The 15,940-nt window shown below is 39.4% G+C and carries 14 protein-coding genes; all 14 read right to left on the minus strand.

Going from position 1 to position 15,940, the window contains the following annotated elements; genetic code table 11:
- Nucleotides 1–26: 26 nt before the first annotated feature.
- The gene (locus IGL56_RS11315) at nucleotides 27–1,940 is read right to left on the minus strand and encodes an endonuclease MutS2 (protein WP_002355085.1); all 1,914 of its coding nucleotides are present in this window, start codon (nucleotides 1,938–1,940) and stop codon (nucleotides 27–29) included.
- Between the two features lie 346 nt (nucleotides 1,941–2,286).
- On the minus strand, nucleotides 2,287–3,030 hold the full coding sequence (gene dagF, locus IGL56_RS11320; protein WP_010774012.1) for a 2-dehydro-3-deoxy-phosphogluconate aldolase: 744 nt from the start codon (nucleotides 3,028–3,030) through the stop codon (nucleotides 2,287–2,289).
- A 3-nt stretch (nucleotides 3,031–3,033) separates the two neighbouring features.
- A complete protein-coding gene (locus IGL56_RS11325; protein ID WP_002370039.1) occupies nucleotides 3,034–4,137 on the minus strand; it encodes a DgaE family pyridoxal phosphate-dependent ammonia lyase in 1,104 nt (367 codons plus the stop codon).
- A gap of 11 nt (nucleotides 4,138–4,148) precedes the next feature.
- Nucleotides 4,149–5,000 carry a PTS system mannose/fructose/sorbose family transporter subunit IID gene (locus IGL56_RS11330; RefSeq protein WP_002355080.1) on the minus strand — a complete coding sequence of 284 codons (852 nt, stop codon included), beginning with the start codon at nucleotides 4,998–5,000 and terminating at the stop codon, nucleotides 4,149–4,151.
- Nucleotides 5,000–5,749, minus strand: a complete 750-nt coding sequence (locus IGL56_RS11335) for a PTS mannose/fructose/sorbose/N-acetylgalactosamine transporter subunit IIC (RefSeq protein ID WP_002355079.1) — start codon at nucleotides 5,747–5,749, stop codon at nucleotides 5,000–5,002. Before IGL56_RS11335 ends, IGL56_RS11330 begins: the two co-directional genes overlap by 1 nt.
- Nucleotides 5,750–5,772: 23 nt before the next feature.
- Nucleotides 5,773–6,267 (minus strand): PTS system mannose/fructose/N-acetylgalactosamine-transporter subunit IIB, encoded by a 495-nt coding sequence (locus IGL56_RS11340; protein WP_002355078.1) that lies wholly within the window; start codon nucleotides 6,265–6,267, stop codon nucleotides 5,773–5,775.
- A gap of 19 nt (nucleotides 6,268–6,286) precedes the next feature.
- On the minus strand, nucleotides 6,287–6,688 hold the full coding sequence (locus tag IGL56_RS11345) for a PTS sugar transporter subunit IIA (protein WP_002365282.1): 402 nt from the start codon (nucleotides 6,686–6,688) through the stop codon (nucleotides 6,287–6,289).
- 71 nt (nucleotides 6,689–6,759) lie between these two features.
- The gene (locus IGL56_RS11350) at nucleotides 6,760–9,573 is read right to left on the minus strand and encodes a sigma 54-interacting transcriptional regulator (protein WP_010776455.1); all 2,814 of its coding nucleotides are present in this window, start codon (nucleotides 9,571–9,573) and stop codon (nucleotides 6,760–6,762) included.
- 121 nt (nucleotides 9,574–9,694) lie between these two features.
- Entirely contained in the window at nucleotides 9,695–10,222 is a 528-nt protein-coding gene (locus tag IGL56_RS11355) for a histidine phosphatase family protein (protein ID WP_002355074.1), read from the minus strand.
- Between the two features lie 65 nt (nucleotides 10,223–10,287).
- Nucleotides 10,288–11,736: an amidase gene (locus IGL56_RS11360; RefSeq protein WP_002355073.1), complete on the minus strand. Its 1,449-nt coding sequence runs from the start codon at nucleotides 11,734–11,736 to the stop codon at nucleotides 10,288–10,290.
- Between the two features lie 96 nt (nucleotides 11,737–11,832).
- Nucleotides 11,833–12,498, minus strand: a complete 666-nt coding sequence (locus IGL56_RS11365; RefSeq protein WP_002359135.1) for a helix-turn-helix domain-containing protein — start codon at nucleotides 12,496–12,498, stop codon at nucleotides 11,833–11,835.
- 380 nt (nucleotides 12,499–12,878) lie between these two features.
- The gene (locus IGL56_RS11370; RefSeq protein WP_002359134.1) at nucleotides 12,879–14,087 is read right to left on the minus strand and encodes an ABC transporter permease; all 1,209 of its coding nucleotides are present in this window, start codon (nucleotides 14,085–14,087) and stop codon (nucleotides 12,879–12,881) included.
- Complete coding sequence (locus tag IGL56_RS11375) at nucleotides 14,084–14,758, minus strand: ABC transporter ATP-binding protein (RefSeq protein ID WP_002367351.1); 675 nt, start codon at nucleotides 14,756–14,758, stop codon at nucleotides 14,084–14,086. The genes IGL56_RS11370 and IGL56_RS11375 overlap by 4 nt, the downstream gene beginning before the upstream one ends.
- Nucleotides 14,751–15,917 (minus strand): efflux RND transporter periplasmic adaptor subunit, encoded by a 1,167-nt coding sequence (locus IGL56_RS11380; protein WP_002361088.1) that lies wholly within the window; start codon nucleotides 15,915–15,917, stop codon nucleotides 14,751–14,753. Before IGL56_RS11380 ends, IGL56_RS11375 begins: the two co-directional genes overlap by 8 nt.
- Between the last annotated feature and the right edge of the window lie 23 nt (nucleotides 15,918–15,940).

Here is a 15,940-nt window from a genome sequence, read left to right on the forward strand (position 1 = left end):
TTGTTGTATTGCTTCTGTTAAGTTCCTTATTTATCGCGTCTTGCTGCTCTTTTTTCGGCCTCTTTGCGTAATTGTTTCTGCGCTTTTTTTGAGCCGCGTTCAATATCTTTGAGTTTCTTTCGTTCATGGAAATCTGTAAATAAACTTTCTAAATCATAGTCTTGCGGATATAGATCTTGTGCTTTCGCTTGTAATTTCAACCGTCTTCGTGGTACATTTTCAATTTTATCATTCACAAATACTTGGATTTCTTGTTCACCCTCATCTGTAAAAACCAACCCAATTTGTTGTGTTTCTGTCAATAGGACACGATCACCTTTTTGATAACGGTGTGTTTCTTCTACAAACGTGGCAAAGGTCGTTTCTTTTGCTTTCAGGGGTTTAAATAGACTTCGATTAGTAGGGTATTCTTTCCGCTGAATATAATGAGCCGCCTTTTCAATGAGCTGTGGCTCCATCTTCATTTTACGTGCAATCCAAAGCGCCTGACTATCGCCAACTTCACCAATTTTCAATTGATATTTGGGCGTTAATGTTTCACGATCGAAGGCCATTGCGGCGGGCACAAAATCGTCATGCTCTTGGGCAAAACGTTTAATTTCACCATAATGGGTCGTTGCAACTACCAAGGCTCCCTTTTGATACATCGTTTCCATGATAGCAATCGCTAAGCCAGCTCCTTCGTTCGGCTCGGTACCACTGCCAATTTCATCTAATAAAACAAGCGTGTGTCGCTTAACATTACGCAACATTTCCGCAATATTTTTCATGTGCCCAGAAAAAGTGCTTAACGCATTTTCCAGATTTTGCTGATCACCAATATCGACAAAAATTTCATCTAATACTGGAATCTCTGTGCCTGCTTGTGCTGGAATTTGCAACCCAAATTGTGTCATGACAGTCAATAAGCCAACTGTTTTCAAGACAACCGTTTTACCACCAGCATTGGCACCTGTAATGACAAGTCCTCGATACTCTGCTCCTAAAGAAAACGTCAATGGTACTGCGTGTTCTAATAAAAGAGGGTGTTTTCCTTGAACAATGCGCAAGCGTTCTTCTTTGTTTACTTTTGGCGTAATCCCACCAATTTCGCGACTATACTTTCCTCGTGCAAAAATAATATCTAAGGTGGTCATTGTATCGACGGCTTGATCGACTAGTCGTTCTTGCTCATTGATTAACCCTGTTAGTTCTGCCAAAATTTGATATTCTTCCGCTGTTTCTTCCGCTTTTAAGAGTGTCAATTGTTCATTTAATTTACTAATTGCTACAGGTTCAATGAAGACCGTTTGTCCTTTATTGGATTGCTCAATGATTGTGCCTGAAACCTTATTTTTATAGCTAGCTTTGATTGGTACCGTGTAATGTTCCCCTTTTTTCACCATCATATTTTCTTGAATATACAGTTGATTATTTTTATTACGTAAAAATTTGGTGACTTTTGTTTCAATTTCTTGTTGGCATTCATTGATTTGACGCCGGATTTTCCGAAGTTGTCGAGAAGCATCGGTGGCAACTTTTTGATTATGGATTTTCGTATAAATTTGTTCTTCAATTGCTCTGAAATCAGCTAAGTGCTGGCTGTAACTAAATAGGCGTGGTGTTTGGTATTGATTTTTTTCAAAAAACTTCTGGATTCGCTGACTACTTCTTAAAAAGTCAGCGACCTCAATCAATTCGTTTGGTGTAAGGATTAAGCCTTTTTTCACTTGTTGAAGCAAGCGGGTAATTTGGCTCAAGCCCATGAAAGGGACGTGTTGTCCGCTATCAATAATTAAGCGGGCCTCGGTTGTTTCCGTTAAGCGGGACTGCACTGTTTCTAAACGTGTTGCAGGGACCATTTTCGCCAACCGTTCTTTACTATACTCGCCAATCGCACGTGTTTGAACTTCTTTAAGAATTGTTGTAAATTGTAATTTTTGAATGGTTTCATGATTCATTTGTTTTTTCTTCCTTTCTATCACGAAAAGAATACCTGGCGCCTTTAAATAAAAACCAGTTTCTACAGAAAAAAGAGGACAGCGTTCTACCGCTGTCCTCTTTATCATTGGATAAAGGTTACTAAAGAAACCTCTTTTAAAGGAGGTATTTAGTAATTGAGATGACTGACAGGTATCACTTTCTAAGCACACCAAATAAACCTTGCTTGGTTCACTGGTTATTCAACTTATCAATTAGATACCTACGACACTCACCAAAATACCCCACATTCATTTGTTGGTTTTTATTTATTCTCCACTTGAGAGTAGCAAATCTGGTGGAGAAAGTCAACTAAAGATTGGCCCTTTACTTATTCAATGTCTTTTTCATCATGGTTAGTAACGTTTTCACGTCTTCTGTTCTAGTGTCCCCTGTTTCTTGATCGATAATTGAGCTGTAGACATGAGGAATGATTTTTTTAACGCCGGCATCCACCGCAATTTGAACAATTTCTTCAAAGTTTTCTAAATCAATGCCCCCTGTTGGTTCTAAATAAAAGTCATACTTGGCACAAGCTGCTGCTACTGCTTGATATTCTTCTTTGTGAGCCAAGCCTTTCATCGGGAAATATTTAATGGAACTGCCCCCCATGTCTTTCAACAATTTGATGGTGGTTTCGATAGGCACTTCCGCCGCTGGCGCACCCGAGCTTAACGGACCTGTCGCAATGTTGACATAGCCAACTTTGCCTGTGGGTGAAACCAAGCCATTAATCACTGTTTCGTCTTGACGAAGTAAGGCCCGCGAAGCGCCGACACCTGTGAAGACTTGGTTCACGTGTTGCGGTTGTAGAACTTCTGATAAGCGAGCCACCATTTGACTTTGATTAGGATCGCCAGCCCCTAAGCCGACAGATAAAGCGTTGTTGGTTGCTGCTTGGTATTTTTTCATATCGTCAATGGCTGCTTCATCGGTTTCATAGTTTTTTGAAAGGACGCCTAACACAACATGCCCTTCTGCTGCTTCATAACAGGCTTGGGCATTTTCTACTGAATTGGCTAAAACGTTTAAACAAATGCGTTCTTCTAAATAATTAGGTTTTAATGACATGGCTTATTTCTCCTTTGTGTCCATAATTTCTTGTAATCGTTGCACGATTTTGTTCATTTCTTCTTGATTGACAGAACGAATGTCAAATTCAATGATGCCATTGTTGGCTTGATATTCTCGCGTATAAATGGCTGGACTTTCTGCTTTTAACGCTTGGATGACTTCCTTGGCGGTTTTTCTGCCGTCCACTTTGACACTGGCGCGATAAATGTCTCGGCCAGCGCCATCTTGGACAATTTTGGCGGTTAAATCTGACAGGTTGTTGATGGCTTCAACAAACGGTTTTAAGCGCTCTTGCATCGAAGCCCCTGATTCACTGCCATGCGCCAAGTATTCTTCCACTGCTTGCGTAAAGCCTAGGATATTGTCTTTGCCAATTTTCATTGCTCGACCAATGCCTTTGCCTTGTAGGCGCACCCAGTCAATGTATTCTTTTTTCCCGACCACTAAACCAGCACTTGGCCCTTCAATGGCTTTGGCGCCGCTGTAAATCACCAAATCAGCACCTGCTTCGGTGTATTTGAAAAGATCTTCTTCTGCTGCCGCGTCAACAATTAGCGGCACCTTGTGGCGTTGCGCCACTTTGGCCGCTTCGGCTACCGTCAGCATACTTTTTTGCACGGTATGATGGCTTTTGATGTATAGAATGGCCGCTGTTTTTTCAGAAATCATCATTTCCACGTGTTCTGGACTGCACATGTTGGCGTAGCCAGCTTCCACCACTTGGCCGCCGCCTTGCGCTACCATAACTTCTACAGGCGTGCCGTAGTCCACGTTGTGCCCTTTAGGTAAAACAATCTCCCGCTGTTCGATCTTTTCTGAATAGGGATGATACGCGTGGTACAAGCTGCCTTTTCCAATCAAGGCAGCCACCGATTGGGCAATCCCCGCCGAAGCCGAGGAAACGATTTGGGCATCTTCTACCTTCAACAAGTCGGCTAAAAAGGCCCCTGTTTGCACACTAAGTTCACTCATTTCAAAGAAATGTTCGCCGCCGAATCGTTGAGCCGCGAGGACTGCCTCCGAAACTTTGGAGACACCTAGAATGGTCATCTTGCCAGAAGCATTAATGACTTCTTTTAAGTGGAATTTTTCGTAACTATTCATTATTTTCTCCTTTATAACAAACCAAAGAATGAAGTGACCAAACTAACTAAGACAATCGTGCCGATAATGATACCGTAACGTGGGCCTTTTTTTACCATGAAGAAATAAATAGCCATGACTGCTGCTAAAGGAAGTAACCCTTTCATAATTTGATCTAGGATATCTTGTAAAACAATCGTGGCACCGCCAGTAACTTTAAACGTCATCGGGCTAGCAATTTTAACATAACTCGCACTTAAAGCGCCCATCATCATCATTCCTAAAACATTTGCTGAATAAATGACTTGCTTAATTTTGCCGTCTTTTAACAAACTTAAGATTGAATTACGCCCTAATGTATAGGACTTATTCACTAACGTCCAACTGATGTATAATGTAATGGCTGTGTACAGAACCAACGGACCGATACTTCCAATCACGTTACCTCCTTTAGCCATTGGAATAAAAATGGAAATGATTAACGGCATTAATGCTGCCCAAATAATCGAATCGCCAATCCCAGCCAGCGGACCCATCAGCCCAGTTTTAATCGATGTGATCGCCGTATCAGAGATCGCTGCGCCATTGGATTTTTCTTCCTCCATAGCAATTGCAATCCCTTGAATGGAAGCCCCTACTGTTCCTTCAGTATTAAAAAAATTCAAATGACGTTTCAGAGCTTCTTTTTGTTGTTCTTCATCGTCTGCGTAAAGTTTTTTAATTGCAGGAATCATCGATGCACAAAAAACTAAACTTTGAAGACGTTCATAAGAATTTGATAATTCACAGCCTAGTTGATAAATCCAAAAGGCTTTGGATAATTCTTTTTTAGTAATTTTTTTCTGTTCCAATTGTTGTTCATTTGCTTGTGTCATTTGTTCCATTATGCTGCCTCCTCACTCAATGCCTTGTTTCTAACTAAAAAGGCAATACAGATTCCTAAAATAGCGACGGCCATAACTTCTGCGCCAAAATATACTACTGCAACAAAACCAATTAAAAAATAAGGAATCAAATTTTTCTTGCCAATTACCATAATTGTTAAGGCGAAGCCTAACGCTGGTAAAATACCACCCATTACTTCAAAGCCGTGCATCAACCATGCTGGGATAACTTCTAAGACTTTATTCACCACGGATTGACCAAAAAAGTTCGCCGCAAAAACCAAAGGAAAGCGAATTAAAAATCCCGCTAAAGCTGGATAAACAAACGCAGCTCGGTAAATCCCCCCATAATTTAACTCTTCTGCATATTTATCAGCCATATGCACCCACGTCGCATTGATGGTCCGCCGTAATTGATCCATAAAGACGCCTAACACACCAAAAGGAACAGCTAGTGCAACAGCCGCCTCGGCATTCATTCCCACACCTAAAGCAATTGGAATCGCAATTGCTGAAGCTAAAGCCGGATCACTAGGCACATTGCCGCCCGGTGTGGAGGTGACTCCTAGATAAACAAGTTGAATCCCCGCACCTACAACCATTGCTTCACTAAGTTTTCCTGTTGCTAAACCAGCCACCAACGCTGCACCTAATGGCTGAGACAGCATGCCTGAAAATGTGTACCCAAAACGCAAACGTGCAAACCAATAATAAAGTCCCATAATAATTGAAACACCTAAAACGCCCATATGATTCTCTCCTTTTTCTCTGATTATAGTGATTGATATTTTTCAATTAATTTTTGAATTGGTAGGGGATTTTCTTCGGGAATCGCTTGGAAGAAAACATGGATGCCCTTCGTTAAAAGTTCAGTCAAAATTGCAACATCTTCTTCAGATAAATTGATATTTTTTAAAACATTTTTCCGATTTGGTCCGCCACCTAAGCCACCAACTTGAATCTCCTCTTTAATAATTTCTTGGTCCACCATCGCTTTTAAGGTCGTTAAATCTGGCACTAAAAATAACACCTTTTTCTCTTCCTTTTCTTGCGATTCCCAATATTCTTTGGCACTTTCAATCCCTTTAATTACTACAGAAACCCCTGGAGGCGCCGCCATTAAATAAATACTTTGTAAAAATTCATCTTGCTCTAGTTCATCACTCACTACCAAAATTTCATTTGCACCTGATTGTTGTAACCATTTAGTCACTACTTGTCCATGGATTAAACGACTATCGACTCTTGTTAATACGATTTTTGACATTCTGTTCACCTGTACTTTCTTATTTTGGAATTTCTAAAATTTGACAACTGTCTACTGCTGCTTGTTGAATCATCTCTGCATCTTGTAAACGAAATCCAGGACCACTTTGTTTCATGACGGATTCTAATAATAACGATGTGCATAATCCTGACACAATCAGGAGGTCATAATCTTTTGATAAACGTAATGCAACGTTACTAGGTGTGCCGCCTTTAACATCTGTTAAAATTAGCAACTGGTTGTGCCACGTTAATTGGTCAATTTTTTCTGTGACTCGTTCTAAATAATCCCCCAGTGAATCCTCTGCTTGTAATGCTACTTCATGTACATTTGTGACTTCTCCTACAATCATCTGGACGCTTTTGACTAATTCCAAGCCCCAACCATTGTGTGTTAAAAGTAAAATTGGTTCATTTTCCATAAACAAACTCCTTTGCTAATTAATCATTTTATTAAAAGCAATAAGTGTGCCAACTTTCATTTCCGTTTGAATTAAGCCTTTTCAAAGAGCAATTCATAAATATAGCGCACTTCCAAAGGTGGAATCAACAGATTATAGGACACTTCAAGCGGTCGAAACGCCATTTTTATGACAGATACAGCTTCTGGCAACTCTCGATATGACACTTCATAAGCTGTCGGGTCATATTCTGGATTCAACAATTGCCGTTCTAACATACAAGCACAATGAATGATAAAACGAAGTAAAACCTTTTCGTCACTTTTTATTTTAGTTTGCAAGCAAATGTCTGAATAAATCTTAGCTAATTCGATTGAAATGGTTGTAGGATTCAAAACCGTTAGTAAGTCTGTAATAGCTTCGATTGATAATCCTTGAATATATTTAGCTGAAACTTTCTTTAGTAACTCTTGGTTTTGTTTTTCTTCTAAATGATGGTCTAATAATTCGAAAACTAGCTGAATACCCCGCTTCGATAGTAAATCTTGTAAAGAAATAAACGGAATATCTGGCACTTCTGTCTTTACGGTGCCAATGATACCAACGATTTTCTCTTCTTTCCGAACAAAAGAATGCAAGCGATCAATGTCTTCCACTTCTCTTTTCTCTAAAGTAATGATGCGTACATTCGTTAGTAATTCATTGGGAAAAGTTTTTAGTAACAACTGTTCAATTTTAATAGCAGTCCCCATGCCAGTTAGACAGGAAATAATGAGAACTTTTGCCTCGTTGAAGCGACCTTTACTGCAAATCAAGGCGCGATGATTTTTTTCTTTTAAGACTGGTAATAGATACTCAAACGCCGTCGATTCATAAATGACTTCTCGGGCCACTTCTAGCAATGTTAATAGATTGATATTGCTAATTAGCAGCACTTCCATTTGAAACGTTTGACTGATAGCATTACCAAAGTAAACCAGGGAACCGATGTCCACCATTAAAATAATTTTTTTATACTGATTTTGCTTTACAATTGTACGGACTTTTTCTAATGTTTCTTCCACTGATTGATTAATCGGCATATCAACTGCACGCATGACCGTTGTTGAAAACAGAAGGTTGGTGTACTCAACCATGCTACTGGCCGTCGCGGCACCATGTGCAACGACGATAACGCCACAGTTTTCTTCATCTGAGTGCGCTCTTTTTTTAGCTGTGACTTTACGAATAAATAGATCGAAAAAGAGGATTTCCGTATCAGCAAAAGAAATCCCAAACAATGTTTGTAGAAAGTCCACCATGGTCTTAGCAGCTTGATACTGGGTTACTTTGCCAGAATAGATATTTTTGGTATCTGAATAAAATGTTTCATTCATTTGTGCAGAATAAAAAACAGCAGAATAAAGGTGGACAATTAAAATATTCTGGAAATCCTCTGTCAATTTTTCTTGGATTAATTGTTCAAAAAAGACAATGGCTTCTTGAATTTTTGGCTGCAATGTTTCGTCAATGGCCTCTAAGGCTAGCGGTTCTTGAGCAAAAATGTCCATATCATAAAGTTGCTCGACTTTGTTTTGCATGATTGCTAGCGCATCCTCTGTCGAAAGAGTTAATTTTTTCAAATCCGCATATTCTTTCAATAGAAAATTATAAAAACGATCATTTTTCAGACTTTCCGATTTGAGTAACTCTTGACTGCTTAAATAAAAATGGTTGTATTGAATCGTGAGGCCATCGTTAGGTATCCACTCATTAAAAGCCAGCAGACTTTCTACATCAGGTTGCTCTTTGACTGTCCCCTCGTTTGCTTCAATGCAAATAGTTTCCGTTAATTGATCGAACACTTCTAAATAGGCTTGTGCGCTCATAAATTGAATCGCCGCTTTCAATTCGCCAACGTTGGCTTCAAAATGAGTAAACGTTAATTGTTTCAACGCCTCATAACGAATATGGATATTCTTTTGAATCCGTTGACTTTCTTCTAAGAAAAAGGACAAAATCAATTGAATTTTTTCTTTCAAAGAGCGCTCGGCTAAAGCTGGAATAGCTAATGTCACAGGGATCCTTCTTAAAAACGTTTTCAAAAAATGTTGATTGACTGCTTCGGTTGTTGCAAAAATAAATTTTATCGATACATTTCTTTGTTTTTCGGCTTCGCCCATCCGTGTAAAATACCCTTTATCCAAAACTGTAAACAATTTTTCTTGGCCTTCGCTCGTTAATCGATGGACTTCATCTAAAAATAAAAAACCGCCATCTGCCAACTCCACTAAGCCTTTTTGGTCATTGACGGCACCAGTAAAACTGCCTTTTTTATAGCCAAACAGATGCGAAGTTAATAATTCTGGATTGTTGAAATATTCTGCACAATTAAAATAAATAAACGGAACTTCTTGGTTCATTTTAACTTGATAAAATTGGTGTAATTGTTCCGCAATTAAGGTTTTCCCCACCCCAGATTCTCCAGTAAGTAAAATATTCAAGCCATTAGGCGGATATAAAATAGCGGCTTTCAACTTCTTGATGGCGTCTGCTAAGCTCCCATCAAAACCAATTACGTTCGCAAATGGATTCATTTTCAGTAGCTGCTTTTTCTTATGTATCTGTTCTGTCTGTTGATAAATGTCCTCTTGCAGCGAAGCGAGGGAATCATAGCATGTGCTACTTTTAAAAAAAGGAAACTGTTCCTCTAAGTAGTCTTTATCAAAAAATAACACCGGTCTTGATTTAACTTTAACGACTTGGTCTTTTCTCACTAATTCTGAAAGCTCTTCACTAACAGCGGTTCGGGTATAGCCAGAGGTCTGACTTAATTGCGAAGCCGTTGCGGGCAACAAGGTTTCTTTGCTACTTGGATTTTGTACGTGAAACTGTTTTAACGCTTGATGAATATTATCAATTCTCATAGTCTTTTCCCCATTTCTTTTTTGATCCAAAAGTTAATTTATTATACATTAAAACGGAAGCGGTTTCTTATTTACCATAAAAAAAATCAAGTCTTTAACCAAAAGATTAAAGACTTGATTTTTATTCTCCGTATTGTACAAGTTGTGTATTTTCACAATGAAAGTCCAAGAAATCTTGGATTTTTTTGCCATTGAAGTAGTTATCAATGACTCGCATGACCGCATTGTGGCAAACAAATAGGTAAGTTTCCTCTGAAGCCAAGGCTTCCTCAATCAGGGGATAAATTCGACCCGCGACATCTAGGACTGATTCCCCTTCTGGAAACGGCAAGGAAATCTCAGAACGATTTTCTTGGAAAGCCGTTGTTTCAATCGGTTCACCATCATAAATGCCAAAATTCATCTCAATTAAACGAGGTTCTGTTTCAATCGTCAATTGATTTCGTTCTGCAATTTTACGGGCTGTTTCTTGCGCCCTTTTTAAAGGCGACGCCAGTAAACGGTCGATTTGAATTCCTTGTTTGGCAATTTTTTCAGCTACCAATTCCGCTTGTTGATAGCCTTTTTTGGTCAATTGCGCTTCCGCATGACCACAAATTCTACGGGCCACATTATAATCTGTTTCACCATGTCTCACTACGTACAGCATTTTTCCACCTCAGTTTTTTGTCTTGTGTCTATTTTATCTGAAATTTGGTCACAATAACACCCTATTTAGCGGTAACTTTCTGGTAATTTAAATTTGCCTTCTTGCTCAAACTGTTCGCCTACTTGGAATAAGAGATCTTCACGTCCACGAGCAGCCAGCAATTGAATGCCTAAGGGTAACCCCGTTGCCGTAACATGTGTGGGCAAGCTGATAGCTGGTTGTCCTGTCAAGTTCGCTAGTTGAGTATACGGTGTTAGCTGTAAACTTTTATCAAAATAATCATAGATTAATTCAGCTAGCTCTGCTTCTGTTAATTCTGCTGCTTGCTCCATTCGTTGACGAATGTGCTCACTTTGCAAATCTTCATTAATTTTTGGTGCTGAAAAAGCCGTTGTTGGTGATAAAAACAGATCAAATTTTTGAAAAAGTTCTTCCATCGTTACTGCTGCTTGATCCCACAACTGTAATGAATGAACATAGGTGGCTGCTGGAATCTTTTGGCCAAATTGATGCATGGTCCATGAAAAAGGTTCGATTTCTTCTTTACGAATTGGGCGCCCGAGCCCCTGTTGAATGCTGTTCATCATTGCTGTAGTTTCTGCGCCGTTCATTTGATAATAGGAGCGAATCAGCGCTGCACCATCGACTGGATAAGGAATCTCAATGATTTCATGACCAGCGGCTGCCAGAAAATCAGCCGCTTGTTTCGCCGCTTGTGTTGCTTCTGGCGAAATCAGTGAGCCGATAGGCGAAGCGGTACACAGAGCAATTTTTAGCCGTTGTTTTTTAGGGTGTGTTTGCCATTCTGCCAAGGGCGCTTGGTAGGGGGCGCCACTGTGGCTACCACGTAGGCCATAAAATAACGCTTTGGTGTCTCTCATAGAAATAGTCAACGCAAAGTCAATCGAGGCACCTTGCCAGCCTCGCCAGCCTTCTGGGCCGACAGGCATGGAGCCACGGCTAGGTTTTAAGCCAATTAAGCCACTAAAAGAGGCGGGAATTCGGATGGAGCCACCGCCATCGCTAGCGCCGGCTATAGGAACAATCCCGCTAGCGACAACTGCGGCAGCGCCGCCACTGGAACCGCCTGGCGAATGTTCCAGGTTCCAAGGATTGCGGGCTGGCCCGTAAAGCGCAGGGTCCGTAATATTTTTAAAGCCAAACTCTGGAGCGTTGGTTTGTCCTAAAGGCATCAAGCCAATCGTTTCTGCTTGTTTGACAAAGTTAGAGGTCGTTGTTGCAGTACTATTTTTAAAAAGTTGCGAGCCGGCCGTTGCTGACCACCCCGCTTTTTCTTGGCCTAACATTTTCAATGGAAATGGCAAACCAGCAAATAGTGTGTCCTGCTGTTTATTTTTTTGATAAGTTGCTTCTGCTTCTTGGCTATCAAAGGTTACAAAGCCATTGATCTTTGGATTTAACTTTTGGACTTTTTTCTCAATATCCTTTAAGAGTTCTATGCGACTTACTTTCTGTTCTTTTAATTGTTGTACCCAATATAGTCCGTCTTTCATACAGACCCACCTCCTATACTATTCCGTATTAGTATAGCATGGTTTTTAGAGGTCATCCTGTGATGGTGATTTTCATTCGTCAAGTGCTTCTCTAATTTAAGTAAATAATTCGCCAATGTAAGGAAGCAACTGCGGATGCAGTTTGTAGCCTTTATACCGTGTATTTTGGATACCTTGTTTTTTAAAACCCCCTACTTGAATTTTTTTATTTAATTTTGTCAGCTGTTTGGTCATTTTTTTTCGATTATTGGCTGTTTCTTCTGTGTCATATATTAATTTACACAGGCGCTCCATTGGTAAGTGTTCTTTTGGCGTACTATACAAGACAGCCAGTAGTGCACGTTCTGCGGCTGTTAGCTTTATTCCCTCTACATCTAACTTTTCATCTTCTCGTTGGATGGGTTTATTTAATTCTGCCAAAAGGAGATTTTCTCTTAACGTATCCAAAGTCGCATCCAATCGTAACCAATTGAGAATGCCATATTGATAGCTAATGCTCAATTCTTCCGAGGTAGGAATGTCTTCCGAGCGAAGAAACAACGGCGTTTTAACTCTGGCTAATTCCTTTAGATATAAATATTGTTCTTTGCGAGGAATCGTTTCGCTGAGAATGATGGCATCAAATTTTCGATAAAACAAATGACTTTCCTTAATTTCACCAATCAGACACGTCGTACAAAAAACTTGGTGATCTAAATGCTGTAAGCGGTTTTGAAAAGCAGTTTCTGATAAAATATTTTTTGTGATGACCATTATTTTCATTCTTGATTCCTCCTTAATTCTTTTTTGGTTCAAAATTTTCTCAATTTTCGTGTTTTGTTTTGATATATTTAGTATACTGGAAATTTTTCGAATTAAAATTTAGAAATTTACAAGCAAATCAGTCATTAACAGTCATTCCTGTAATCCCCGATTTATAAAGGATTTCCAATAGTCTTATTTAAAAAATGTTTGTTATTTAATCCTCAACGTGCTATTTTTTTAATTTTTTTCTTTTTTATTTAACTGACAAACGTCAAAAGGTTGGTAGCTAATATCAACCTTTTGACGTTTGTTAGCTACTTTCTCTTGAAATCTTTGGATTTTTTTCTACTTTCACTAAAAAAAACAGCCAAAAATGGCTGTTTCTTTGCTGTTTATATTTATTTCATAATATCGATCAAGTCTTTTTTTGAAGCTGCCGAGGCAGGGAAATAGCTAAATACAACCCCGATAAAGACAGAAATCCCAATGGCTAATGAAACGGTCATTAAATCTGGTCGAACAGAAAACGGTAGTGCCATTGAGGCTAAGTAGGCAATAATCATTCCTAAAAGATAACCAGTAATTCCGCCGATTAAGGTCAAGGCAATCCCTTCTGTTAAGAATTGCTTTTTAATATCACTGGCTGTCCCGCCCAATGCACGTCGGATACCAATTTCCTTAATCCGTTCTGAGACCGAAATGTACATCATATTCATAACGCCGACCCCAGCAATTACCAGTGAAATAGCCGCAATTGCGGAAATAAACAAGGTTAAATTATTTAATAAAGAGCCCATTTCTTTGATGGTATCTTTAACATTATATTCTTGATACGTCCCACTGTTTTTCATGGTTCCTTGTTGAGAGAGAGTTTTTATTGTTTCTTTCAATACTTGATCTGGTTGATAGCCAGGTGCTACTGTTAGTTTCAACGTAGATGTATCTTTTAGCTTGCCGAAATAATGTTCATAGGTCTTTTTGGGAAAATAAAGCAATGAGTCATCATTACCTGGACCAATGGCACCGCTGGTATTGGTTGTCACGCCAACAATGGTAAAAAGTTGCTCTTTATATGGAAAAGTTCGATTAACTGCTGCAGTCGGGTCTTGGTAGAGTTCTTTGGCAACCAGTTCATCCACCACCACTGTTTTATCCAGTTTTGCATTGTCTCCATCATTCAGTTGGCGTCCCGCCAACAATTCTTTGGTGGTTTTGTCGGCAAGTTCATAGGTTACAGAAAGATTTTTCGGTCCTGCTTGAAAATTCAGTGTACCTTTTTGAGCGCCATCAACTTCTCTTTGATCAAAATCAATTTTTTCTACGCCAGGAACCATGCGCACGACCCCTAAATCATTGTCGGTAAACATCGCTTGGTCACTAAACATATCCGAAGTGTTGTAGGCCGAAAAAGAAATCTTTTTCACATTTTCTTTTTGTTTTTCAGCAGATAATTTATCGACCATGTCTTCTTTAAAGCCGTTACCGATAGCCACGATGGTAATCACCGAAGCGATCCCGATGACAATCCCTAGCATCGTTAACAAGCTGCGTCGCTTATTTTTCAAAATGGAACGGAAGGCGGTTTTCCAAATAATTGAACGTTTCATGTCAGCACCTCCTCTAAAATCTTTCCATCACGAACTTTAATCAAACGATTGCAGTATTCAATTGTTTCTTCATCATGTGTCACTAAAATAATGGTGACTCCTTCATTGTTTAATTGCTGAAAGAGCGTTAAAATTTCTTCCGATGTTTTACTATCTAAAGCCCCAGTTGGTTCATCTGCAATAATAAAACTTGGCCGATTGACAATCGCACGTGCAATGGCCACACGTTGTTGTTGTCCGCCCGAAAGTTGTTTTGGATGCTTCTTGCCTTTATCTGGCAAGCCGACTTTTGTCAGAACTTCGTGGACACGATCTTTGGCTTCTTTTGGGGTTAACCCACTATATAAAAGAGGCAATTCAATGTTTTCTTCAACTGTTAGTGTTTCAATTAAACTAAAATTCTGAAAGACAAAGCCGACTGCTTCATTTCTAATTCGGGATAGTTCCTTATCAGAGAAGTCGCCAATTTCACGGTCTTCAAATAAATACGTTCCTTCAAACTTTTTATCAATAAAGCCTAGCAAATTAATCAAAGTCGATTTCCCAGAACCAGAAGGACCCATAATCGCTAAAAATTCTCCAGCGTCTACTTGGAGGTTAATATCATCTAACACATGCAGTGTTTCTTCTTCGGAATAATAATATTTATGAATATGGGATAGCTTAATCATTGGCAGCTACCTGAACATCTTGATTATCTTTTAATTCTTTATTGGGATTGGCAATCACTTGGTCTTTCCAGTTCAAGCCACTTTTGACAACTTTACGACCTAAATTTGTTTCTGTTTCAATCGGTGTTTTTTTCGCTTTGCCCGCTTTGTAAACATAGACAAATTCTTTTTCGCCTTCTTTTTGGATTGCTGCTGTCGGTATAATCATTTGCTTTTGCGGTACAGCGATGCTAGTAGACAAGCCTTCTGCCCAAGGAAAATCACCTTCTACTGTAAATTGATAACTCACTACTGGATTGCCTTCATTTTTAGCTATTGGGGTTTGCGCAATGGAAACAATTTTGCCTGGCGCTGATTTGCCTGAACCAACGGTCGTCACTGTTACTTCTTCCCCTGTCTGTAATTTATCGTAATCATACTCGGTTACTTTTCCTTGAATATTTTTCTTTTGTGTTGCAATTTTAATGACTGGTTTATCGGTACTACTCATGGCACTAGCATCAACAGTGACTTGGCCATCAATTGGTGCTGTAACGACTGTGTTGACTTTGCCACGTGTTTGTTCAAGCGTGTTTGCTGCTCCGACGGCATCACTGTTGGCTAATTGAAGGGCTTGGTTAGCTTGGGCGACTTCACTATTCGCAGCACTAACAGCTTCATTCAATTGCTGAATTTCCGCATTTAGTGTTTCTTTCTCTTCAGCCTCTTTTGCGGTGTTTAATTTTTGCTTGGCTGCAGCAACTTTGTTTAAGGCTTCATTGTATTTTTGAGTGGCTAAGTTAACGTTCTCTTGTGCTTGTTGGACTTGAAGATTGTTCCGATTAACGGCATTCGCTTGTTCTGTTTCTGTGGCTTGGATGTCTGAGTTATTGTACGTTAACAATGGACTATCTTTCTTGACTTCTTTACCATTTTCAACATTTATTTCGGCAATTTTTCCTAAAGAAGGATCAAAGAAAATATCCCGAGTATCTAGAAAACTCACTTGACCATCTAATTTTAATGAGGCCATTTCTGTAATGGTATACGTTGTGTATTCAGGTTCAACTTCTTTTGAAGAAAAAACTGTTTTTGCTCCGATAAATCCGACGACGACCACTGCGGCACCAATACCGAACCACACTTTTTTATTTCGCTTCTTCTGGCCTGACTTTTTCATTTATTTGTTCCTCCTTGATTTCT

Source organism: Enterococcus sp. DIV1316a (genome assembly GCF_050536915.1).
Classification (GTDB): Bacteria; Bacillota; Bacilli; order Lactobacillales; family Enterococcaceae; genus Enterococcus; species Enterococcus faecalis.